Below are 21,465 nucleotides of genomic sequence, written 5' to 3'. Positions count from 1 at the left end.
GGACAGGGACCTCGCCCGAGGACAGTGATCCAGGCCCGAGGGCAGTGATCCGGGGACGTTCCCTCTCTCTTGGCCGTTGACACGCCGACCACACATACATACGTGTCAGACTGCCGACTCCGTACGACGAGAGGGAACGACCGCAGACCATGGACACCAGCACAGCGACCTCTCTCTGGGACGAGCTGACCGGCGCACAGCCCGACCCGGACCTGTGGGTGGTGATCGCGACACTGGCCGCCGCGGCCGCCGTGGTCGTCCCGCACACCGTGTGGCGGATATCCCGCAACGCCATCACGATCGCCCACGAGGGCGGCCACGGCCTGGTCGCCCTGCTCACCGGCCGCCAGCTCACCGGCATCCGGCTGCACTCCGACACCAGCGGCCTCACGCTGAGCCGGGGCAAGCCGCACGGTCTGGGCATGATCCTCACGGCGGCGGCCGGCTACACCGCGCCCCCGCTCCTGGGCCTGGGCGGCGCGGCCCTGCTCGGCGCCGGCCGCATCACTCTTCTGCTGTGGGCCGCGACGGCCCTGCTCATCGCCATGCTCGTGATGATCCGCAACGCGTACGGCGTCCTGACGGTGTTCCTGACGGGCGGCGCCTTCCTGCTGGTGTCCTGGCTGGCGGGACCCCAGGTACAGGCGGCGTTCGCGTACGCGGTGGTCTGGTTCCTGCTGCTGGGCGGGGTACGCCCGGCCTTCGAACTCCAGGCGAAGCGGTCACGGGGCGGCGCCGGCGACTCGGACGCGGACCAGCTGTCCCGCCTGACCCACGTACCGGCGGGCATGTGGCTGTTCCTGTTCCACGCGGTGTCGCTGTGTTCCCTGATCGGCGGCGGCCGCTGGCTGCTCGGAATGTAAGCAGCACACAGACGAAGCCAACCAAGGGACACGGCCGCCGCAGACACAGCCAACGCAGACGCAGCCGACCAAGGGGCGCGGGGAACTGCGCGACCAGCCCCCACAACGCCGCACCCGAACAACGGCCTCCCCGCGGAGCGACCCGCACACGAACAACGGCCTCCCCCACGGAGCGACCCGCACCCGAACAACGGCCTCCCCCACGGAGCGACCCGCACCCGAACAACGGCCTCCCCCGCGGAGCGACCCGCACTCCCACCCCGGCCGCGCACTAAAGTGACCCCATGGCCGCAAACCCCACCGCACCAACCGCCCTCTGGCCCGCCCCCCACGCAAGCGGGGCCGTCGACGCGACGGTCCACGTGCCGGGGTCCAAGTCGGTCACCAACCGCGCCCTCGTCCTCGCCGCCCTCGCCTCCGAACCCGGCTGGCTGCGCCGGCCCCTCCGGTCCCGCGACACCCTGCTGATGGCCGGAGCCCTGCGTGCGATGGGTGTCGGCATCGACGAGACGGTGTCGTCCAGCTCCTCCGTCGCGGGCGGCCCCGACGGCTCCGGCGAGGCATGGCGCGTAATCCCCGCAGGGCTCCGCGGCCCCGTCACCGTCGACGTCGGCAACGCCGGCACCGTGATGCGCTTCCTCCCGCCCGTCGCCACCCTCGCCGCCGGCGACATCCGCTTCGACGGCGACCCCCGCTCCTACGAGCGCCCCCTGCACGGTGTGATCGACGCCCTGCGCGCCCTCGGCGCCCGCATCGACGACGACGGCCGGGGCGCGCTCCCGCTGACCGTGCACGGCAGCGGCGCCCTGGAGGGCGGCCCGGTCTCGATCGACGCCTCGTCCTCGTCCCAGTTCGTGTCGGCCCTGCTGCTCTCCGGCCCGCGGTTCAACCAGGGCGTGGAGGTCCGCCACACCGGCGCGAGCCTCCCCTCCCTCCCGCACATCCGGATGACCGTCGACATGCTGCGCGCGGTCGGCGCCCAGGTGGACACCCCGGAGTCGGGCGGCGAGCCGAACGTCTGGCGGGTCACCCCGGGCGCCCTGCTCGGCCGGGACCTGACCGTCGAGCCGGACCTCTCCAACGCCCAGCCGTTCCTCGCCGCCGCCCTGGTGACGGGCGGCAAGGTGCTGATCCCGGACTGGCCGTCGCGGACCACCCAGCCGGGTGACCGGCTGCGCGAGATCTTCACCGAGATGGGCGGTTCCTGCGAACTGACCGAGTACGGCCTGGAGTTCACCGGTTCCGGCCGGATCCACGGCATCGATGTCGACCTGGGTGACGTGGGCGAACTGACCCCGGGCATCGCGGCGGTCGCCGCGCTCGCCGACTCCCCCTCCACCCTCCGGGGCGTGTCCCATCTGCGTCTGCACGAGACGGACCGGCTGGCCGCGCTCACCAAGGAGATCAACGAGCTGGGCGGTGACGTCACCGAGACCGCGGACGGCCTGCACATCCGCCCGCGCAGGCTGCACGGCGGGGTCTTCCACACCTACGAGGACCACCGCATGGCCACCGCCGGGGCGATCATCGGCCTGGCCGTGGAGGGCGTCCAGATCGAGAACGTGGCGACCACGGCCAAGACCCTGCCGGACTTCCCCGACCTGTGGACCGGGATGCTCGGGAGCGACGGGGCCTAGGGGCGTACGACGATGCGCCGCTACGGCAAGCACACCGACGAGGACGACATCCGCCAGCGTCCCAACCGCAAGGGCACCCGGCCCCGTACCCACATCCGCCCCGCGCACGAGGACGCGGCCGAGGGCATGGTCCTCACCGTCGACCGGGGCCGCCTGACCTGCCTGGTCGAGGACCGCACGGTCCTGGCGATGAAGGCGCGCGAGCTGGGCCGCAAGGCGGCGGTGGTAGGTGACCGGGTGGCCCTGGTGGGTGACCTGTCCGGCAAGAAGGACTCCCTGGCCCGGATCGTGCGCATCGAGGACCGGACGTCCGTGCTCCGCCGCACCGCCGACGACGACGATCCGTTCGAGCGGGTGGTCGTCGCCAACGCCGACCAGCTGGCGATCGTCACGGCCCTGGCCGACCCGGAGCCCCGCCCGCGTCTCATCGACCGCTGTCTGGTCGCGGCCTTCGACGCCGGTCTCACCCCGCTCCTGGTCATGACCAAGTCGGACCTGGCCCCGCCGGACAAGCTCCTGGAGCTGTACGGCGACCTGGACATCCCCTACGTGGTCACGAGCCGTGAGGAACTGGAGACGGGGGACGCGGCCCGCGTCGTCCAGGACCATCTGGACGGCAAGATCACGGCGTTCGTCGGCCACTCGGGCGTCGGCAAGACGACGCTGGTGAACGCCCTGGTCCCGGAGGACCTCCGGCGTATCACGGGCCATGTGAACGCGGTGACCGGCCGAGGCCGCCACACCACGACCTCGGCCCTGGCCCTTCCCCTGACAGGGGACGACGGCTGGGTCGTCGACACCCCGGGCGTCCGCTCCTTCGGGCTGGCGCACATCGACCCGTCCCGGGTGATCCTCGCCTTCCCCGACCTGGAGCCCGGCACCGTGAACTGTCCGCGCGCGTGCAGCCACGACGAGCCGGACTGCGCGCTGGACGAGTGGGTCGCCGAGGGCCACGCGGACCCGGCCCGCCTCTACTCGCTGCGCCGGCTCCTCGCGACACGCGAGCGCAAGGAAGGCGACTGACCACCGCGTTGTTTGTCCTGACCCGAGTTCGGTAAGTGCATAATCGCACCGAGCTGGACTTACGGGAGGACGGCACATGGCGTGGCTGCTGGTGATCGTGGCCGGAATTCTGGAGACCGGCTTCGCCGTGTGCCTCAAGCTCTCCCACGGCTTCACCCGGCTCTGGCCGACGATCGCGTTCGCGTCCTTCGCCCTGGGCAGCTTCGGTCTGCTGACCCTGTCCCTCAAGAAGCTGGACGTGGGCCCCGCGTACGCGGTGTGGACGGGCATCGGGGCGGCGGGCACGGCGATCTACGGCATGATCTTCCTGGGCGACCTGGTCTCCACCCTGAAGATCATCTCCATCAGCCTGGTGATCGCGGGCGTGATCGGCCTCCAGCTCTCGGGCTCCACGCACTGACACACGCCCCCGGAGGGACGTGGCGCGTGAAACACAACCCACCCCACCTCCGCCTTCTCTCTCACACCGGCTGCCGCGAAAGCGCCCCCCGCACCAGTTCCGCCACCCCGCCCTCCCCCGGCGGCGCGGCCACACACGACAGCGCGAGCCGCACCACGAGCTCGCACGACCGGGTCAGCTCGCCGTTCCCCCGCACGGCTCCCGGCCCGGACAGCACCGCCACCGCACGGTCCCGCACGATCTGCACGAAGTCCCCGGGCGTGGGTAACGGCCCGTCCGCCCTCCGCTGCGCCGGCACCGCCGAGGAGGACGGCACCGCGGCCAGCGTCGGCGACGGCAACCGCTCGCTCCAGCACCCCGTGAGCATCGCCCGTACCAGCGCGTTCTCACGCGCAGCCGCGGCCATCCACTCGGCCGTCGCCGTCAGGCGTTCCCGCGTCTCGGTATGGCTGCCCAGCGCCCGCTCCACCCCCGCGAGATACCCGTCGGCCTCCCGGCGCACCAGCGCCCTCGCCAGGCCTTCCTTGCTGCCGAACTCGTTGTACAGCGTCTGGCGGGACACCCCGGCCGTCACGGCCACGTCGACCATGCGCACGGCGGCCCACGGGCGGCGGGCGAGCGCCGTGTACGCGGCGTCGAGCAGGGACTCCCGGGCTGCAGGCATCATCGCCTCCTGGGGCGAGCGACTCTGCGCCCAGATTTGACGCGCACGAACCCACTGTCAAGGGTTCGCGAAGGCACCAGGGGGCGCCCTTCGGCCAACACACGCGGGTGCCCCGAGGTCGCCCCTCACCGCCCCGGTCGCCGGACGATCACCCGCCAAGTCCCCGGCCTCCCTCCGACATCCCCCGTATCCGCCCCATCCCCGTGTAGCCCCGCCCCCACCCCGGCAGATAGCGTTCGTCACATGCCGGACTACCACGATGACCTGCGGCTCGCCCACGTGCTCGCGGACGCGGCCGACGCCGCCACCATGGCCCGCTTCAAGGCCCTCGACCTCAAGGTCGAGACCAAGCCGGACATGACCCCGGTGAGCGAGGCGGACAAGGCGGCCGAGGAGTTGATCCGCGGCCAGTTGCAGCGCGCCCGCCCACGGGACGCGGTCCTCGGCGAGGAGTACGGCATCGAGGGCACCGGCCCGCGCCGCTGGGTGATCGACCCGATCGACGGCACCAAGAACTACGTACGCGGTGTTCCCGTCTGGGCGACCCTGATCTCCCTGATGGAAGCGGCCGAGGGCGGCTACCGGCCGGTCGTCGGCGTGGTCTCGGCGCCCGCGCTGGGCCGCCGCTGGTGGGCGGCGCAGGGGCACGGCGCCTACACCGGCCGCAGCCTCTCCTCCGCCTCCCGCCTGCGCGTCTCCAAGGTCTCGACGCTGTCCGACGCGTCCTTCGCGTACTCCTCGCTGAGCGGCTGGGAGGAGCGGGGGCAGCTGAACGGCTTCCTGGACCTGACCCGGGAGGTGTGGCGCACGCGCGCGTACGGCGACTTCTGGCCGTACATGATGGTCGCCGAGGGGTCGGTGGACATCTGTGCCGAGCCGGAGCTGTCCCTGTGGGACATGGCGGCCACCGCGATCGTCGTGACGGAGGCCGGCGGTACCTTCACCGGTCTGGACGGCCGCCCCGGCCCGCACAGCGGCAACGCGGCCGCGTCCAACGGTCTGCTCCACGACGAGTTGCTGTCGTACCTCACCCAGCGTTACTGAAACAGCCTTCTGAGGCAGAACGGGGCAGTCCGCTCCAGCACATATGAGCGCGTGCGCCCTCAATTGGCTACTCGCACCCCCTTGTTGACCCGTGCTTTACCTGCCACCCTATGAGAACCCCCACTTTGTGAACTTGTGAATCGCTGAACTATCTCCGCGGTTCCCTAGGAGGTGGCACCTTCCATGCTCGTCCGTGACGCCATGAGCACGGTGGTCCTCACCGTCGGCCCAGCTCACACACTCCGCCAGGCAGCCGCCCTGATGTCCGCGCGGCGCGTGGGCGCGGCGATCGTCCACGACCCGGACGCCGGCGGCATCGGCATCCTCACCGAACGCGACATCCTGAACTCCGTCGGCCTGGGCCAGAACCCGGACACGGAGCCCATCCACGCCCACACCACCAACGACGTCGTGTTCGCCACCCCGACCTGGACCCTGGAGGAGGCGGCCCGGGCGATGGCCCACGGCGGCTTCCGCCATCTGATCGTCCTCGACGGCGGCGAACCGGCCGGGATCGTCTCGGTCCGCGACATCATCCGCTGCTGGGCCGGGGCCCGCACGCCGCAACCCGTCTGACACCCGGGGTCCGGCGCGCGGCACGGGCCGGACCCCGGCCTCCCGGCAGTCCGGCCCGCCCACGACAAGCAGTCCGCCTACCACCCTCTGATCCGACTCCATCCCGGATTGGACTTGGTCCAAGTCGAGTTCGGCTCCAAAGTCACACCTGTTCGGAAAATGGTCGGCCTGCTGTTAGGCTGGATGTCATGAGTGACCTTCTGGAGCGGCTGCGCGGACGCGGATGGCGGATGACCGCGCAGCGACGCGTGGTGGCCGAGGTCCTCGACGGCGAACACGTCCACCTGACGGCCGACGAGGTCCACGCCAGGGCCGTCACCAAGCTGCCGGAGATCTCCCGGGCGACCGTCTACAACACGCTGGGCGAGCTGGTCACCCTCGGCGAGGTCCTCGAGGTCTCCACGGACAAGCGCGCCAAGCGGTACGACCCGAACGCACACCAGCCGCACCACCACCTGGTCTGCGCCCGCTGCGGCTCGATCCGCGACGTCCACCCGACCGGCAACCCGCTGGCCGACCTCCCCGCCTCGGAGCGGTTCGGCTTCACGGTCTCCGACGTCGAGGTGACGTACCGCGGCCTGTGCCCGGACTGCGCGGCGGCCGCCTGACGAACGTTCCCGAAGGCCCCGGCACTCACCGTGAGTGCCGGGGCCTTCGTGTCGTACCTCTTCGCCGTGCACGGGGTTCCCGAATCTGACGGTCCGTCATATGGTCTTGGGGTCCGCACTCTTGCGAGGAGATCCCGTGGGAGAGCCGTATCAGCCGCCTCCGGCACGTCCGAAACTCCATGCCCAAGCCCTGACCCGCACCTTCGGCCGAGCCCCCCACGCGGTCGACGCCCTCGGTCCGCTCGACCTGGCCGTCGCGCCGGGCGAGTTCGTCTGCCTGGTCGGGCCGTCGGGCTGCGGCAAGTCGACCCTGCTGCGGATCGCGGCCGGTCTGCTCCGCCCCAGCGCCGGCCGGCTGGAGATCCGGTCCGACAGCCCCCGCCCGGCCGCGATGATCTTCCAGGACTATGGCATCTACGACTGGAAGACGGTCCTCGCCAACGTCCGTTTCGGCCTCGACGTACAGCGCGTCCCGCGCCGCGCGGCGAATGCCCGGGCCGCGGACTGGCTGGCCCGGCTGGGGCTCGCGGACTTCGCCGACGCCTACCCCGCGACCCTCTCCGGCGGGATGCGCCAGCGGGTGGCGATCGCCCGCGCCCTGGCCGTGGAGCCCGAACTCCTCCTCATGGACGAGCCCTTCGCCGCCCTGGACGCGCAACTGCGCGTGATCCTCCAGGACGAGCTCCTGGACCTCACCCAGGCCCTGCGCACCACCACCCTCTTCATCACGCACAGCCTGGAGGAGGCGCTGGTCCTCGGCGACCGGGTGCTGGTGATGTCCGCCCGCCCGGGCCGGATCATCGCCGAGCACCGCCCGCCGTTCCCGCGCCCGCGCACCGGCCGGATCCGCGACACCCCCGAGTTCACGGCGCTGAAGAGCGAGCTGTGGGAGCTGTTGCGCAAGGAGGCGGTAACAGCATGACGACCCTCACCTCGGGCCGCGGGACCCGTGTCCTGGTCCGCGCCCCCGGCCCCGCCGAACTCCGTCCCGCCCGCACCCACCGGCGCCGGCGCGCCCTGGAGCTGACCCTGGCGACCGCCGTGCCCGTCCTGCTGGTCCTCCTGTGGCAGCTGGCCGCGACCCGGGCCTGGATCGACGACCGCGTCTATCCGGCGCCGTCCACGATCCTCTCCGACGGCTGGGACCGGGCGGCGGCGGGCGACCTGTGGCCGGACGTCCGGGCGACCACCCGCCGGGTGCTCGCGGGCTATGCGGTGGGCACGGCGGCCGGCTATCTGCTGGGCCTGCTGATGGGCTCCCTCCCGCTGGTCAAGGCGGCCCTGGAGCCGCTCCTGGACGCCCTGTACGTGGTACCGAAGCTGGCCCTGCTCCCGGTCTTCCTGAACATGTTCGGCCTGGGCGAGGGCCCGCAGGTGGCTCTGGTGGCGGTGACGGTCTTCTTCTTCGTGTGGATCTCCACGATGTCGGCGGTGATCGCCGTCCCGTCCGGCCACCGTGACGCGGGCCGGGTCTTCGGCGCCTCACCCTGGCAGATGTTCCGTCATGTCCTGCTGCCGGCCTCGCTCCCGGCGGTCCTGGTCGGCGCGCGGATCGCCGCGGGAGTCGCGGTCCTGGTGATCGTCGCCTCCGAGCAGATCGCGGCCACGGACGGCCTCGGCCACCTCATCTTCGACTCGCGCGCGCTGTTCCAGAACGACGTGATGTTCGTGGGGATCGTCTGCGTCGCCGTCCTGGGCGTGGTCTTCTCCGAGCTGATACGGCTCGCCGGCCGCCTGCTGACACCGTGGGCGCCGCGGGACCGGGGACGGGGGCAGTCATGAGAGCTCATCGGTACGTGGTCGCGGCGGCGGCGCTGGCGCTGCTGACGACGGCCTGCTCGGCGCGGCGCTCCGAGGACCCGGGGGCGGCCACGGCGCATCGCACGGTCCGCCCGGTGGCGGGCTGCGGGCGGGGGTCCTGGACCGACCCGGCCGATCTCTCGCCGGCGAGAACCCCGGCCCGGTGCTCCCCCGGCAGGCCCGCGGCCCGCCCGCTGCCGAAACCCCGCAAGATCACCATCGCGACCGGCACCCTGAGCGCGGAGTACGTGGCGCCACTCGAAGTCGCCCTGGACAAGGGCGAGTTCAAGGCGGAGGGGCTGGACGTCACACTGAAGGTGCTGCCCACGCCGGACGCGCTGCCGCTGCTGGCCAAGGGCGACATCGACGCGCTGTGGGCGGCGCCCGAGGCCGCCGTGATGAACGGCGTCCGCGGCGGCTTCGACATCAAGTGGGTCGCGGGCAACTTCTCGCCCGAACCGGAGTCGAAGAGCGGCCTGTGGGTGCGGCTGAAGGACGGCGAGACCGCGTCCGGCGTGCGGATGGCGGGGCGCACCCTGGGCACGATGATCGGCAAGGGTTCGGTGATCGCCTACCCCATGCAGAAGGCGCTGGCGAGCCACGGCGGAGGCCTGGACCGGATCCGCTACCAGCAGCTGGGCTCGGCCGACGTCCTCACGGCCCTGCAGAACGGCGGCGTCGACTCGGCCTGGCTCCTGGACCCGGTGTGGCGCCAGGTCACCGGCAAGGCCGGCTACGCGTTCCTGGGCGGCCAGCCGCAGGGCGAGCCGCTCGGCGGCATGCTGTACGGCCGTACGCTCCTGGCCGACGACGTGGACGCGGGGGTGGCGCTGCTCCGGGCCTACATCCGCACGGTCGACACGTACTTCGCCGGTGACTACAAGTCGGACGCGGACTTCGTCACGTACCTCGCGAAGCTGCTGAAGACCGACCCCGCGATCCTGCGCTCGACCCCGCCGCTGCGCATGGACTGGGAGATCCGCGCGGGCACGACGACGCGTCTGCAGTCGGCGTACCGGGCCCAGGGCGTCGAGCCGGGCGCCCCGCTCCCCGAGTCCCGGACGGTGGACCGGGCGCTCTACGAGGAGGCGGTGGGGCACGCCCCGTAGCCGCATCCGTGTCTGAACGGGAACCTCAGAACAGAACATCCGTGCCTGAACGCGAACCTCAGAACAAAAACCGAGGGCCGGATTCCGTTTCTGGATTCCGGCCCTCGGCCTTCAGTAGCGGGGACAGGATTTGAACCTGCGACCTCTGGGTTATGAGCCCAGCGAGCTACCGAGCTGCTCCACCCCGCGTCGATGAATAGAACACTACGTGAGGGACGCGAGCAGATGCAAATCCATTGCTGCCAGCCCACCTGACCTGCGGAAATGCGCAGCTCAGGCCGACAGCTCCTCGCGCAGCGCGTCCCGCAGCCGCCCCGCCCGCTCGGTTACCTCGGCCGGTCCCAGCGCCACCGCCCGGTCGGCCCACCGCTGCCCCTCCGCCAGCTCGCCACGACGCGCGTAGACCAGGGCCAGCCGCAACGCCGCCCGCCCGTGCCCCGCGTCGGCGGCCCGCTGCCACCACACGGCGGCCTCGGGCTCGCTCCCCTCCCGGGCCAGCAGCAGCCCCAGGTTGAAGGCGCCGTTGCGCGAGCCGGCCTCGGCCGCGATCCGGTACCACCGCGCCGCCTCCACCACGTCCCCGCGCGCGGCGGCGAGCATCCCGACCCGTACCTGGGCGCGCCGGTGCCCCTGCGAGGCGGCCCGCTCGTACCACTCCTCGCACTCGGTCTTGGTGTGCAGCGAGGACTCCCCGAGCTCGTGCTCGGAGACCTTCGGCCGGCGCGCGTCGAGCACGGCGGCCAGCCGGTACGCGGCCTCGGCGCTCCCGCCGCCCGCCGCGCACCGCAGGTGCCGCTCGGCGGCGGCCTCGTCGCCCTCCCGCAGCCGGGCGATGCCGACCTGGAGCGCCGCCTCCGTGTGTCCGGCGGCGGCCGCCCGCTCGTAGCAGCGCAGCGCGACGCGGTCCTCGCCGCGCCCGGCGTAGAGGATCCCGAGGTTGAACGCGGCGTCCACGCTGCCGGCCTCGGCGGCTTTGGAGAACCACGGTTCGGCGCCGGCCGTGTCGCCGCCCTGGAGCAGCAGGATGGCGAGCGCGTTCGCCGCCTCCCGGTGCCCCGCGTAGGCCGCCCGCCGGTACCACTGCTCGGCCTGGGCGGTCCGCCCCTGCTCGGCGCAGAGCAGCCCGAGGTTGTACGCCCCGTTGTCGTCGCCGGCGTCCATCGCCGCGCGGTACCAGCGCTCCGCGGTCTGTGTCTCGCCACGCTCGGCGTGCAGCGCGCCGAGCGCGTTGGCCGCGTTGCCGTCGCCGTCCTGCGCGGCCCGCAGCCACCACACGGCGGCGCTCTCGGTGTCCCCGGCGTCGCGCAGCAGGAAGCCGAGCGCGCAGGCGGCCCGCGCCTCGCCGTCCTTGGCGGAGGTCAGGTACCAGCGCCCGGCCTCCTTGAGCTGGCCGCGCCTCTCCAGGATCGCCCCGAGGTGCAGCGCGGCCCGCCGGTGGCCCCGGGCGGCGGCCTGCCGGTACCACTGCTCGGCCTCCTCGGCCTCCGGAGTCCCGGCGGCGGTCTCCGCGCCGACACCGTCGTCGGCCCCGGCCCCGGCCCCGGCCCCGGTCCCGGCCTCGCCCTCGTCGGCGCCCGCCCTGCGGTCGAGCGCGCGTGCCAGCCGGTACGCCGCCTCCCGGTGCCCGCGCTCGGCGGCGGCCCGCATCCACTGGCCGGCGGCCGCGTCGCCCCGGTGCTCCAGGAGGTCGGCCAGCGCGTAGGCGCCGAGCGCATGGCCCTGCTCGGCGGACTGGCGCAGCCAGTACTCGGCGGCGGGCTCGTCGCCGCGCTCCCGGTGGTACCGGCCGAGCGCGTGGGCGGCGGCCGCGGAACCGGCCACGGCGGCGATCCGCCACCATCCGGCGGCCTCGTCGGGGTAGCCACGCTGGTTCAGCAGGACGCCGAGGTTGTTGGCGGCGGCGCGGTCACCGGCGGCGGTGGCGGCCCGCAACTGGGGTTCGGCCCCGTCGAGGTCGCCACGGCGCAGCAGCATGGCGCCGAGGACACTCATGGATTCGACGTCACCGGCCTCGGCATGGAGCCGGTGTCGTGCCTCTTCAGCGGCCTCAGCGGCCTCGTCGCGGGTCGGCTCCTCGCCCGAAGGCTGCACAAATCGCCCTGTCTCGAACAGAGTTGCCTTGTCCCCCATAACGTCCATCGTCGCACCACCTGCAACCTGGGTACATCCGGTATACCGCAACGCGTGAGGTCACTTCAGCGTTTTGTCGACATGCCCACAGAACGACAAGTCAAACACATCTCACGCAACTCCCCACAGCGGCTCGGCGACCTCGCGCACCGGTACATGCGTTCGCCGCCCGTCCGGACACCACGAGCCGACCGTCCGGACACCACGAGCCCCCGGTCCGGGCGCCGTTGGCGATCCGTCCGCACACCACGAAGGCCCGGATCCAAAAGGATCCGGGCCTTCGATTTCAGTAGCGGGGACAGGATTTGAACCTGCGACCTCTGGGTTATGAGCCCAGCGAGCTACCGAGCTGCTCCACCCCGCGCCGTTGTGTTCAAACCGTACCACGGCGCGGGGCGGTCCTGATCACCCGCCCGGACTGGGACTGCCGCTCGCGGTGGGACTCGCGCTGGTAGCAGGGCTCGGACTGCCGCTGGGCGACGTGCCGCCACCGGACTTGCCGGCCTTGGACTGCGCCGCCTCGGCCCGGCTGAGCGCGTCCCGCAGCTCGTCCTGGGCCTTGCCGTACGCCGTCCAGTCGCCCTTCTTCAGGGCGTCCTGTCCCGCCTCGAAGGCCTTCTGGGCGTCGTTCAGCGCCTGCTGGACCGTCGGGTTGCCGGACGTCGGCGGCGTGGTCGTCCCGGTGTCGGAGGATCCCGTGTCCGAGGACCCGGTGTCCGAGCCGTTCGAGCCGAACACCTTGTTGAGCGCCTCGTCGAGGGTGTTCTCGAAGACGGTCCTGCCCTGGTAGGTGACCAACACCTTGCGCAACAGCGGGTACTTGACCCCGGCGCCGCGTACGTAGACGGGCTCCGCGTACAGCAGGCCCCCGTCCAGCGGCACGGTCAGCAGATTGCCGTACTCGACCTCGGAGTCGCCGCCCTTGAGGAGTTTGATGGCGGCGGCGATCTCCTGTTCGGAGTTGAACTTGCTCTGGACCTGTTTGGGTCCGTCGACGGTCGTACTGGTCGGCAGTTTCAGGATTCTGATCTTGCCGTAGTCCTTGGAACCGGCCTCGGAGTCGACCGACATGAACGCGCTGAGGTTGTCCCGGCCGTTGGGCGTGAACGTCGTCGACAGCGAGAACGTCTGCGCGCTCTGGTCCGGCATCTTCATACTCAGGTAGTACGGCGGAACCGCGTCGCCCGACTTGTTGCTCGGGTCGTCGGGCACCTGCCACACCTCGCTGCCGGTCAGGAACGTCTGGGCGTCCGTCACGTGGTAGCGGGTGAGCAGTTCGCGCTGCACCTTGAACAGGTCCTGCGGGTACCGGAGATGGTCCATCAGGTCCTGCGAGATGGCGCTCTTGGGCTGCACCGTGCCCGGGAAGGCCTTCATCCAGGTCTTCAGCACCGGGTCCTCGGTGTCCCACTGGTAGAGCTTGACCTCGCCGGTGTACGCGTCGACGGTCGCCTTCACCGAGTTGCGGATGTAGTTGACCTGGTTCTGCTGGGCCACCACCGCGCGCGAGTTGTTGGTCGCGGTCAGCGAGTCGGCGGTGGTGTCACCGAGGGTCGTACGGGAGGCGTAGGGATAGCCGTTCGACGTCGTGTAGGCGTCGACGATCCACTGGATACGGTGGTCCACGATCGCCGGGTACGCGTCGCCGTCGATGGTCAGCCAGGGGGCGACCGCCTCGACCCGTTCCTTGGGCGTGCGGTTGTACAGGATCCGCGAGCCCTTGCCGATCGCGCCCGAGTACAGGATCTGCGGCTCGTTGAACGCCACCGCGTACGCGGCGCGGTTGATCGGGCTGGAGAGACTGACCCCGCTCTTTCCCGCGTAGCTGGTGAGCTTCTCACCGTTGTCGTCGGAGTAGTCGATCTCCTTCTGGGGACCGCCGACGATCGAGTAGGTGTTGGTCTTCTCGCCGTAGTACACGCGCTGCTGGTACGTGCCCAGGTCACCCGTGGACGGCAGGTCGGACTCGGTGAAGACCGGCTGGCCCTGGTCGTCGGCCTCGGTGCCCTTGGCGGCGACCACGCCGTAGCCGTGGGTGTAGCGGAAGTGGTCGTTGATCCAGTTGTTCTTCGGGATGCCGGCGAGGTTCAGCTCGCGCAGGCCGATGACGGTGTCCTGGACCTTGCCGTCCTTGGTGTAGCGGTCCACGTCCAGATTGGTCGGGAACGCGTAGTAGTTCCGCATCTGCTGGAGCTGCTGGAACGTCGGCGAGACGATGTTCGGGTCCATGATCCGGATGCTCGCCGTGGCGTCGACGTCGTCCCGGAGCTTGGTCTTGTCCGTGGTCGTGCTCTTGCCCTTGTACTCGGTGACCTGGGTGTCGTCGATGCCGTACGCCTCGCGGGTCGCCTTGAGGTTCTTCTGGACGTACGGGGCTTCCTTGGCCTGCTCGTTGGGCTGGACCTGGAACTTCTGGACGATCGCCGGGTAGAGGCCGCCGATGAGGATCGCCGACAGGACCATCAGGCCGAAGCCGATGACGGGCAGCTGCCAGGTGCGCCGCCACAGAGTGGCGAAGAACAGCAGCGCGCAGATGACGGCGATGCAGAACAGGATCGTCTTGGCCGGCAGGTACGCGTTCGCGTCGACGTATCTGAGGCCCGTCCAGTTGCCGGTGGCCTTGAAGTCGCTGGACTTGACCGCCAGTCCGTAGCGGTCGAGCCAGTAGGCGACCGCCTTGAGGGCGACGAAGAGGCCGAGCAGCACCGAGAGGTGGCCGGTGGCGGCACCGGTGGCGCGCGCGCCGGGGCTGGTGACGCGCAGCCCGCCGTACAGGTAGTGGGTGAGCGCGGCGGCGATCAGGGAGAGGATCGCGGTGGCGAAGCCGAAGCCCAGAAGGAACCGGTACCAGGGCAGGTCGAAGGCGTAGAAGGAGACGTCGAGGTGGAACTGCGGGTCCTTCTGGTGGAAGGGCACGCCGTTCACCCACATCAGCCAGGTGCGCCACTGGCCGGCCGCGGAGGCGCCGGCGATCAGCCCGACCAGCGCGGTGACCGCGAACAGCAGCCACTTCTTGTACGGCGCGATCCCCATCCGGTAGCGGTCCAGGCTCTGCTGCTCCATGGACATGGCGCTCAGCGGCGGCCGCAGCCGGTGCGCGAGCCAGATGTTGAAGCCCACCGCGGCCGCCATCAGCAGCCCGAAGACGAAGAACAGCCCGATCTTCGTCCACAGGGTGGTGGTGAACACCGAGGAGTAGTGCACCGACCGGTACCAGAGCCAGTCCGTCCAGAAGCCCGCGAACATGGTGAACGCCATGCCGAGTACGGCAAGGACGCCCAGTGTCATGAGCAGGGTCCGGACGCGCCGGGACGGGCGGCCCGCTCTGATTCGCGGCCCCGTCGGGCCTCCGCCGCGGTCCGGCATCTGGAAAGCCAAGGTGCGCACCTCGAAGTTCGCTGTTTGATTCGCTGTTGATCCGCTTTTGTCGCGTCAGGCCCTCTTGTTCGCGGGCCGGACGTGGCCCCCCGTGATCGTGGGGCCACACCTATGCAACTTACTCACGACTTACTCGGTTCCCGATTCCGGCCATGAACGAGGCAGGATTGTGACCATGTCCAACACTCCCATGGCAGCGAATCCGCTCACCCGGGCCGTCCTCGAGATCGACGAGTACGCCTCCGGTCTCGGCTGGGACCAGCCCGCTCGCCTCTTCGCCCTCGTCGACACCGCACGGCTGCGCACCCAGGAACCGGCTCTCGCCGCCCAGCTCGGTCTGGAGGACGAGTCCGCGACCACCGGTCTCACCCCGATCGAGCAGGACGAAGTGCCAACGGACAAAGCGCTGGACGAGTTCCTGGGCACCATCGCCTGGCCGGACGCGGTGGTCGGCTGCGCGCTCACGGTGGAGCGGCTGATGCTGCCGCCGTCCGCCGAGACCCAGGTCCCGGAGGGGCTGAGCGAGGCCAAGCTGGCCAAGTGGGTGGCGCAGCACCCCGACCGCCAGGAGGTCCGGATGACGGTCGGCGTGCTGCGGGACGGCAGCCGCGACTCGGCGGTCCGGCTGCGCGAGAAGGACTCGCCGACGGAGGTCCTCACCGGCCCCGAGCTGGTCCCGGGTCTGGCGGAGGCCCTGAAGGCCACGTTCGCGGACTGAGCACCTCGCACGCGGCCGGCACCCGGCGCGTGCGGCTCTCATACGGCCGCGTGGCTCTCATACGGCCGCGTGGCTCCCGAACGGCACCGGGGGCGCCCCTCGTCAGGAAGGGCGCCCCCGGGCTTTTCAGGCCTCTACGGAACCTCAGCTCTTGGTGCCGCACTTCGGCAGGGCGCCGGTGTCCCCGGCGCGGATGTCCTTGAGTGCGCCGAGGGCGTCGTCGATCGTCTTGACCTTGACCAGGGTGAGCCCGCTCGGGGTGTCCTTGGCGGCCTCGGCACAGTTGTCGGCCGGGGTCAGGAAGTACTGGGCACCCTTGTTGCGCGCCCCGATCGTCTTCAGCGAGATGCCGCCGATCGGGCCGACCGTGCCGTCGTCGGCGATCGTGCCGGTGCCGGCGACGAACTTGCCGGCGGTGAGGTTGCCCGGGGTGAGCTTGTCGTAGATGCCGAGCGCGAACATGAGCCCGGCGCTCGGTCCGCCGACATCGGCGAGCTTGATGTCGATGTCGAACGGGAACGTGTGATCGGTCCCGGCGGAGATCCCGACGATGGCGCGCTTCTCGCCGCTGTCGCTGGAGGCGGTCGTCTTCAGGGTGACCTGGTCGGTCTTGGTGGCCGTCTTCTTCGCCTTCACGGCGGCCGCCTGCTCCTTGGCCGGTACGACCGTGAAGACGACGTCCTCGCCCGGCTTGTGCTTGGTCACCAGCGTGGCGACGTCGGTCGGCTGCTTGACCGCCGTACCGTCGACGGCCTTGATCACGTCACCGGCGTGCAGCTTGCCCTCGGCGGGCGAGTCCTTGAGGACCGTCGAGACGATGACCCAGGACTGCACCGGGACGCGCAGTTCCTTCAGGGCGGCCACCTTCGCGCTCTCCTGGGACTCGCTGAACTCCTCGGCGTTCTCCTGGGTGGACTGCTGCTCGGTCTTGCCGTCCGGGTAGAGCGTGTCGTGCGGCACGACCTTGTTGTCGTGCGAGAGCCACCCGAAGACGGCCTCCACGAGGTTCATCTTGTAGTCGGCGCTGGTGACCCGGACGGTCGTCATGTTCAGGTGCCCGGAGGTCGCGTACGTCTTGTGACCGGAGATCTGCAGCACCGGCTCGCCGCCGTGGTCCCCGAGCGTGTTCACGGTCGGGCCGGGGGACATCTCCGAGTACGGCACGTTGATGAGCACTCCGGCGCACAGGAGCGCGATCAGCATCAGGGTGGAGGCGAGCATCGTCGCGGTGCGGCGTGGCATGCAAAGACAGTACGGGACGTGTCTGTCAGCGCTCCGTCAGGGCCACCCGTCCGAGGCGTCTCAGCTGCCGGAGTCGGACCTCTCCATGGCCTCGCGGAACCGCGCGTACCCGTCGAGTTCCGGCCCGTCGCTGCGGGCTCTCCTGGTCCGGTTGGCCCAGCTGCCCCACAGACCGGCAGCGACCGCGGCCACAAGCGGAATCAGCAACCAGACAAGCGCCCCCATGCCGACCTCCCAACCCCATGACCGTCCGCGACTGACTGATCAGCAGATTAATCATCCGCACTGACAACGCTCACGTGGGGGGTACGGTTACGCAACCGGAGGCCGGACAGGCGTTCTTCAGCAGGCTCCGACCCATTCCTCCGTCCCATCCGAGAACTTCTGGTGCTTCCAGATGGGCACCTCGTGCTTGATGTCGTCGATCAGCTTCCGACAGGCTTCAAAGGCGTCCCCGCGATGCGGACACGACACGCCGACGACCACGGCCAGATCACCCACCCGCAGGTCCCCCACCCGGTGCACGGCCGCCAGCGCCCGCACCGGATACTCGGCGACGACCTTCTCGGCGATCCGCCGCATCTCGCTCTCGGCGCTGGGATGACACGAATAGCCGAGCGCGTCCACATCGGCGCCGCCGTCGTGGTTCCGCACGGTCCCCACGAACAGCGCGATGCCGCCGGCCGCGTCGTCCCCCACGGCCGCGAAGACCTCGTCCACGGAGAGCGCGCCCTCCCGGATCCCGATCAGCTTGACGGGATCTTCGGCACCCAGCTCACCGGGATGATCGTTCACAGCAGCCATACCCCCATCGTGCCGCAATCCCGGGACCACACGGAATACGCCCAACAACCGGCACACGCGCGTGCCCGTTTGGAGACTCCTACGACTCCCCGCTCGCGATCACCGGTTCCGGCACGCGCCCGCTGCCCGGCCAGGGGCCGCCGCCGGCCCGTGCTCAGATCCGCCGCCGGGCCTTCCGTGCCCGTCGTACCACGGCCGCCGCGCCCAGCAGTGCGACCGTCGCGCCCGCCGCGCCCGCGGCCGTCGCGTCCTTGCGGCCGAGCCGCCGTCCGACCACCGTGTGCCGTCCGGCCGCCTCCTCCAGCAGCTCGGCGAGGACCTCCTCGTTCGTCCACGCCGGCCGCCACCCGGCCTCGTGCAGCCGGCTTCCGCTCACCACCCACGGATACATCGTGTAGGCGAGATCTCCGGCGGGCGACGGTGTCAGCCCGATCCGGTGCAGCCGGGCCGCGGCGCCCAGCGCCACCGCCGACGGCAGCTCCATCCGCCGGATCCCGCTGAGCTCCTCGACCTCCTCCTGCTCCAGCCATCCGTCGCAGCCGACGGCGAGTTCCCCGTCGACCTGCTCCAGCACGGCGTACTCCAGCGCGCTGCACAGGTCCTCGACGTGACAGAACTGCCAGGCGGGCCGCGAGCCGGCCACCACAAGCAGCCGGGGAGACTCGAAATACCTGGTCAGCGCGGTGTCGGTGCCTCCTACGAGCACCGCGGGGCGCACGACGGTGACATTGAGCCCGGGGTGCGCGCGGGGCGCCCGGCGCGCGAGCCGCTCGATCTCCAGCAGGTCCCCCACGCCGGTGGCCTCCGCCGTGGCGCGCAACTCCGCGTCCTCGGAGAGCGGCAGCTCGTTGTCCGGAAGCGCGCCGTAGACCATCGCGGAGGTGCACAGCACCACGCGGTGCACCCCGGCCGCGGCAGCCGCGGTCAGCACGGTCTGCGTCCCCCGCACGTTGTAGGCCGTACGGGCGGCGGGATCGGTCTCCAGGTCCAGGTCGAGCGCGAGATGCACCACCACGTCGGCCCCGCGGAGCTTGTCCGCGATGGCGGGATCCCGCACGTCGAGGATGTGCCACTGGGCGTCCGCGCACTCCCCGCGCCGCTCGTCGATGGCGATGACCTGCTTGATCCCCTCGGACGCGGCCAGCCGCTCGGTGAGCAGCGCGCCGACCCCGGTCGCGGCGCCGGTGACGGCGACGACGGGCCCGCGCAGGGCGGCAGGGGTTGACGGGTTTCGCGCTGCGCGAACCTGCGGATCTGGGGAACTCACCGGGCGTCTCCAGCGGTTGTCTTCAGTACGAGCGTGAGTGACGCGTACGTACCAGGTGGCATCCATCCTGCCGCAGGCCGACTGTCGGCGAAGCACCGAGGCCCGATCGGGTCGGGGTGTCTACGCTGGGTGGTGTTGTCGGGCAGCCGCGCCGCCGGAGAGAACCGGTGGCCTTACCAGCCGAGGATTCCCGTGAGTGACACCCCATTCGGTTTCGGCCTTCCGCCGGAGGAGCCGGAAGACGGCGACGAGGGCAAGAAGAAGGACCAGCAGAGCGGTGGTGGGCAGGGACCGGCCAGCCCGTTCGGTTTCGGCACACCCGGGGCGGGCGGTTTCGGCGGCCCCGGCGCCGACAATCCGTTCGCTGCCATGTTCGGTTCGCTGAACCCCACCGACCTGGGCGCGGCCTTCCAGCAGCTGGGCCAGATGCTCTCGTACGAGGGCGGCCCGGTGAACTGGGACATGGCCAAGCAGATCGCCCGCCAGACGGTCTCCCAGGGCACCTCCGACGGCGTCAAGGACGCGAGCGTGGGCCCCTCCGACCGCACGGCGGTCGAGGAGGCGGTACGGCTGGCCGACCTGTGGCTGGACGACGCCACGTCGCTGCCGTCGGGTTCCGGCTCGGCCGTGGCGTGGTCGCGCGCGGAGTGGGTCGAGGCGACGCTGCCCGCCTGGCAGGAGCTGGTCGACCCGGTCGCCGAGCGGGTCGGCGCCGCGATGGGCGACGTCCTGCCGGAGGAGATGCAGGCCATGGCCGGCCCGCTGATCGGCATGATGCGCTCGATGGGCGGTGCCATGTTCGGCACGCAGATCGGGCAGGCCGTCGGCGTGCTCGCGGGCGAGGTCGTCGGCTCGACCGACATCGGCCTGCCGCTCGGCCCGATCGGCCGGGCCGCGCTGCTGCCGGTGAACATCGAGGCCTTCGGCAAGGACCTCGGCGTGCCCAAGGAGGAGGTGCGGCTGTATCTCGCGCTGCGCGAGGCGGCCCACCAGCGCCTGTTCTCACATGTGTCGTGGCTGCGCTCGCACCTGTTCGGCGCGGTCGACGGGTACGCGCGCGGGATCAAGGTCGACACGGCCAAGCTGGAGGACGTGGTCGGCCAGTTCGACCCGCAGAACCCCGAGCAGCTTCAGGACGCGCTTCAGCAGGGCATGTTCCAGCCCGAGGACACGCCCGAGCAGAAGGCGGCCCTGGCCCGTCTGGAGACCGCGCTGGCGCTCGTCGAGGGCTGGGTCGACGCGGTGGTCCACGCGGCGGCGAAGCCGCGCCTGTCGTCCGCCGACGCGCTGCGCGAGACCCTGCGCCGCCGCCGCGCCACGGGCGGTCCCGCGGAGCAGACGTTCGCCACCCTGATCGGCCTGGAGCTGCGCCCGCGCCGGCTGCGGGACGCCTCCCGCCTGTGGGCCTCGCTCACCGACGCGCGCGGGGTCGACGGCCGGGACGCCCTGTGGGCGCACCCGGACATGCTGCCGACGGCGAGCGACCTGGACGACCCGGACGGCTTCGTCCACCGCGAGCAGCTGGACTTCTCCGAGCTGGACAAGATGCTCGGCGAGGCGGCCCAGAAGCCCGACCTGCACAAGAAGGACGACCAGGAAGACCAGGCAAAGGGCGACGACACCGAGTGAGCCTGTACGACGACGCGGTCCTCGTCCTCAAGGGGTACGAGGGCCAGGAAGAGCTGCGCCAGGCCTATCTGGACCATCTGGCGGCACACCCCGACGGGATGTGGAAGGCGTGTCACGCGGGGCATGTCACGGCGAGCACGCTGGTCGTCGACCCCGAACACGGCCGGGTGCTGCTGACCCTGCACCGGAAGCTGCGGATGTGGCTGCAGATGGGCGGCCACTGCGAGCCGGGCGATGCCACGGTGGCCGCGGCGGCCCTGCGGGAGGCGACCGAGGAGTCCGGGATCCCCGGGCTGACCCTGCTGCCGGGCGGCCCGGTGCGTCTGGACCGGCACTCGATCCCGGCGCCGTGTCACTGGCACCTCGACGTCCAGTACGCGGCCGTGGCCCCGCGGGGCGCCGCCCACACGATCAGCGACGAGTCCCTGGACCTGCGCTGGTTCGCCTACGACGAGGTCGCGGAGGTCGCCGACGACTCGGTCGTACGACTGCTGGAGGGGACCCGCGCGCGGCTCTGAACCCCAGACCCGCGCGAAGACCCGTGTAAGGGGCGCCTGCCACGGCGTGCGCCCC

General features: G+C 71.2%; 20 protein-coding genes and 2 tRNA genes. 13 read left to right on the top strand and 9 right to left on the bottom strand.

The window, feature by feature from the left end:
- The first annotated feature begins 149 nt into the window (after positions 1-149).
- The 4 genes from ABZ642_RS04490 to ABZ642_RS04475 all read left to right on the top strand — a co-directional run bounded on the left by ABZ642_RS04490 (position 150) and on the right by ABZ642_RS04475 (position 3,923).
- Entirely contained in the window at positions 150-863 is a 714-nt protein-coding gene (locus ABZ642_RS04490; RefSeq protein ID WP_360476927.1) for a M50 family metallopeptidase, read from the top strand.
- 284 nt (positions 864-1,147) lie between these two features.
- Positions 1,148-2,500, top strand: a complete 1,353-nt coding sequence (gene aroA, locus ABZ642_RS04485; RefSeq protein ID WP_360476924.1) for a 3-phosphoshikimate 1-carboxyvinyltransferase — start codon at positions 1,148-1,150, stop codon at positions 2,498-2,500.
- A 12-nt stretch (positions 2,501-2,512) separates the two neighbouring features.
- A complete protein-coding gene (gene rsgA / locus ABZ642_RS04480; RefSeq protein ID WP_360476921.1) occupies positions 2,513-3,523 on the top strand; it encodes a ribosome small subunit-dependent GTPase A in 1,011 nt (336 codons plus the stop codon).
- A gap of 76 nt (positions 3,524-3,599) precedes the next feature.
- Positions 3,600-3,923 (top strand): multidrug efflux SMR transporter, encoded by a 324-nt coding sequence (locus ABZ642_RS04475; protein ID WP_360476918.1) that lies wholly within the window; start codon positions 3,600-3,602, stop codon positions 3,921-3,923.
- A 61-nt stretch (positions 3,924-3,984) separates the two neighbouring features.
- On the opposite strand, the gene ABZ642_RS04470 is transcribed toward ABZ642_RS04475, so the two are convergent.
- A complete protein-coding gene (locus ABZ642_RS04470; protein WP_360476915.1) occupies positions 3,985-4,587 on the bottom strand; it encodes a TetR/AcrR family transcriptional regulator in 603 nt (200 codons plus the stop codon).
- Between the two features lie 243 nt (positions 4,588-4,830).
- Here ABZ642_RS04470 and hisN point away from each other — a divergent pair, with 243 nt between their 5' ends.
- The 6 genes from hisN to ABZ642_RS04440 all read left to right on the top strand — a co-directional run bounded on the left by hisN (position 4,831) and on the right by ABZ642_RS04440 (position 9,724).
- Positions 4,831-5,631, top strand: a complete 801-nt coding sequence (gene hisN / locus ABZ642_RS04465) for a histidinol-phosphatase (protein ID WP_360476912.1) — start codon at positions 4,831-4,833, stop codon at positions 5,629-5,631.
- A gap of 183 nt (positions 5,632-5,814) precedes the next feature.
- Positions 5,815-6,207, top strand: a complete 393-nt coding sequence (locus tag ABZ642_RS04460; protein ID WP_360476909.1) for a CBS domain-containing protein — start codon at positions 5,815-5,817, stop codon at positions 6,205-6,207.
- 188 nt (positions 6,208-6,395) lie between these two features.
- A complete protein-coding gene (locus ABZ642_RS04455; protein WP_360476906.1) occupies positions 6,396-6,815 on the top strand; it encodes a Fur family transcriptional regulator in 420 nt (139 codons plus the stop codon).
- Positions 6,816-6,951: 136 nt separating this feature from the next.
- A complete protein-coding gene (locus ABZ642_RS04450) occupies positions 6,952-7,737 on the top strand; it encodes an ABC transporter ATP-binding protein (protein ID WP_360476903.1) in 786 nt (261 codons plus the stop codon).
- Positions 7,734-8,597, top strand: a complete 864-nt coding sequence (locus ABZ642_RS04445; RefSeq protein WP_360476900.1) for an ABC transporter permease — start codon at positions 7,734-7,736, stop codon at positions 8,595-8,597. Before ABZ642_RS04450 ends, ABZ642_RS04445 begins: the two co-directional genes overlap by 4 nt.
- Complete coding sequence (locus tag ABZ642_RS04440) at positions 8,594-9,724, top strand: ABC transporter substrate-binding protein (protein ID WP_360476897.1); 1,131 nt, start codon at positions 8,594-8,596, stop codon at positions 9,722-9,724. Before ABZ642_RS04445 ends, ABZ642_RS04440 begins: the two co-directional genes overlap by 4 nt.
- Positions 9,725-9,839: 115 nt before the next feature.
- Here the strand turns inward: ABZ642_RS04440 and ABZ642_RS04435 are convergent.
- The 4 genes from ABZ642_RS04435 to ABZ642_RS04420 all read right to left on the bottom strand — a co-directional run bounded on the left by ABZ642_RS04435 (position 9,840) and on the right by ABZ642_RS04420 (position 15,220).
- Positions 9,840-9,913: transfer RNA gene (locus ABZ642_RS04435), tRNA-Met, on the bottom strand.
- Positions 9,914-9,997: 84 nt separating this feature from the next.
- Positions 9,998-11,863: a tetratricopeptide repeat protein gene (locus ABZ642_RS04430; RefSeq protein WP_360476894.1), complete on the bottom strand. Its 1,866-nt coding sequence runs from the start codon at positions 11,861-11,863 to the stop codon at positions 9,998-10,000.
- A 281-nt stretch (positions 11,864-12,144) separates the two neighbouring features.
- Positions 12,145-12,218: transfer RNA gene (locus tag ABZ642_RS04425), tRNA-Met, on the bottom strand.
- A 41-nt stretch (positions 12,219-12,259) separates the two neighbouring features.
- Complete coding sequence (locus tag ABZ642_RS04420; RefSeq protein WP_360477603.1) at positions 12,260-15,220, bottom strand: UPF0182 family protein; 2,961 nt, start codon at positions 15,218-15,220, stop codon at positions 12,260-12,262.
- A gap of 187 nt (positions 15,221-15,407) precedes the next feature.
- Between ABZ642_RS04420 and ABZ642_RS04415 the strand changes: the two genes are divergently transcribed.
- Positions 15,408-15,950, top strand: coding sequence for a PPA1309 family protein (locus tag ABZ642_RS04415; protein WP_360476891.1), 543 nt, complete (start codon positions 15,408-15,410; stop codon positions 15,948-15,950).
- A gap of 144 nt (positions 15,951-16,094) precedes the next feature.
- Here the strand turns inward: ABZ642_RS04415 and ABZ642_RS04410 are convergent, their stop codons facing one another.
- The 4 genes from ABZ642_RS04410 to ABZ642_RS04395 all read right to left on the bottom strand — a co-directional run bounded on the left by ABZ642_RS04410 (position 16,095) and on the right by ABZ642_RS04395 (position 19,263).
- Entirely contained in the window at positions 16,095-17,192 is a 1,098-nt protein-coding gene (locus ABZ642_RS04410) for a PDZ domain-containing protein (protein WP_360476888.1), read from the bottom strand.
- A 60-nt stretch (positions 17,193-17,252) separates the two neighbouring features.
- On the bottom strand, positions 17,253-17,417 hold the full coding sequence (locus ABZ642_RS04405; protein ID WP_360476885.1) for a hypothetical protein: 165 nt from the start codon (positions 17,415-17,417) through the stop codon (positions 17,253-17,255).
- 117 nt (positions 17,418-17,534) lie between these two features.
- On the bottom strand, positions 17,535-17,996 hold the full coding sequence (locus ABZ642_RS04400) for a molybdenum cofactor biosynthesis protein MoaE (RefSeq protein WP_360476882.1): 462 nt from the start codon (positions 17,994-17,996) through the stop codon (positions 17,535-17,537).
- Positions 17,997-18,150: 154 nt separating this feature from the next.
- A complete protein-coding gene (locus ABZ642_RS04395) occupies positions 18,151-19,263 on the bottom strand; it encodes an SDR family oxidoreductase (RefSeq protein WP_360476879.1) in 1,113 nt (370 codons plus the stop codon).
- A gap of 192 nt (positions 19,264-19,455) precedes the next feature.
- On the opposite strand from ABZ642_RS04395, the gene ABZ642_RS04390 reads away from it, so the two are divergent.
- Both ABZ642_RS04390 and ABZ642_RS04385 read left to right on the top strand, forming a co-directional pair.
- On the top strand, positions 19,456-20,892 hold the full coding sequence (locus tag ABZ642_RS04390) for a zinc-dependent metalloprotease (RefSeq protein ID WP_360476876.1): 1,437 nt from the start codon (positions 19,456-19,458) through the stop codon (positions 20,890-20,892).
- A complete protein-coding gene (locus ABZ642_RS04385; protein ID WP_360476874.1) occupies positions 20,889-21,410 on the top strand; it encodes an NUDIX hydrolase in 522 nt (173 codons plus the stop codon). Before ABZ642_RS04390 ends, ABZ642_RS04385 begins: the two co-directional genes overlap by 4 nt.
- Positions 21,411-21,465 lie beyond the last annotated feature (55 nt).

The sequence above is a fragment of the Streptomyces sp. NPDC007157 genome (assembly GCF_040634235.1).
Classification (GTDB): domain Bacteria; phylum Actinomycetota; class Actinomycetes; order Streptomycetales; family Streptomycetaceae; genus Streptomyces.
The sequence above is the reverse complement of the archived record's forward strand: the minus strand, read 5'-3'. Positions and strand labels throughout refer to the sequence as shown.

Coding starts and splice junctions, on each gene's coding strand:
- ABZ642_RS04490 (WP_360476927.1), top strand. CDS start 150: ATGGACACCAGCACAGCGACCTCTCTCTGGGACGAGCTGACCGGCGCA.
- aroA (WP_360476924.1), top strand. CDS start 1,148: ATGGCCGCAAACCCCACCGCACCAACCGCCCTCTGGCCCGCCCCCCAC.
- rsgA (WP_360476921.1), top strand. CDS start 2,513: ATGCGCCGCTACGGCAAGCACACCGACGAGGACGACATCCGCCAGCGT.
- ABZ642_RS04475 (WP_360476918.1), top strand. CDS start 3,600: ATGGCGTGGCTGCTGGTGATCGTGGCCGGAATTCTGGAGACCGGCTTC.
- ABZ642_RS04470 (WP_360476915.1), bottom strand. CDS start 4,587: ATGCCTGCAGCCCGGGAGTCCCTGCTCGACGCCGCGTACACGGCGCTC.
- hisN (WP_360476912.1), top strand. CDS start 4,831: ATGCCGGACTACCACGATGACCTGCGGCTCGCCCACGTGCTCGCGGAC.
- ABZ642_RS04460 (WP_360476909.1), top strand. CDS start 5,815: ATGCTCGTCCGTGACGCCATGAGCACGGTGGTCCTCACCGTCGGCCCA.
- ABZ642_RS04455 (WP_360476906.1), top strand. CDS start 6,396: ATGAGTGACCTTCTGGAGCGGCTGCGCGGACGCGGATGGCGGATGACC.
- ABZ642_RS04445 (WP_360476900.1), top strand. CDS start 7,734: ATGACGACCCTCACCTCGGGCCGCGGGACCCGTGTCCTGGTCCGCGCC.
- ABZ642_RS04440 (WP_360476897.1), top strand. CDS start 8,594: ATGAGAGCTCATCGGTACGTGGTCGCGGCGGCGGCGCTGGCGCTGCTG.
- ABZ642_RS04430 (WP_360476894.1), bottom strand. CDS start 11,863: ATGGACGTTATGGGGGACAAGGCAACTCTGTTCGAGACAGGGCGATTT.
- ABZ642_RS04420 (WP_360477603.1), bottom strand. CDS start 15,220: ATGCCGGACCGCGGCGGAGGCCCGACGGGGCCGCGAATCAGAGCGGGC.
- ABZ642_RS04415 (WP_360476891.1), top strand. CDS start 15,408: ATGTCCAACACTCCCATGGCAGCGAATCCGCTCACCCGGGCCGTCCTC.
- ABZ642_RS04410 (WP_360476888.1), bottom strand. CDS start 17,192: ATGCCACGCCGCACCGCGACGATGCTCGCCTCCACCCTGATGCTGATC.
- ABZ642_RS04405 (WP_360476885.1), bottom strand. CDS start 17,417: ATGGGGGCGCTTGTCTGGTTGCTGATTCCGCTTGTGGCCGCGGTCGCT.
- ABZ642_RS04400 (WP_360476882.1), bottom strand. CDS start 17,996: ATGGCTGCTGTGAACGATCATCCCGGTGAGCTGGGTGCCGAAGATCCC.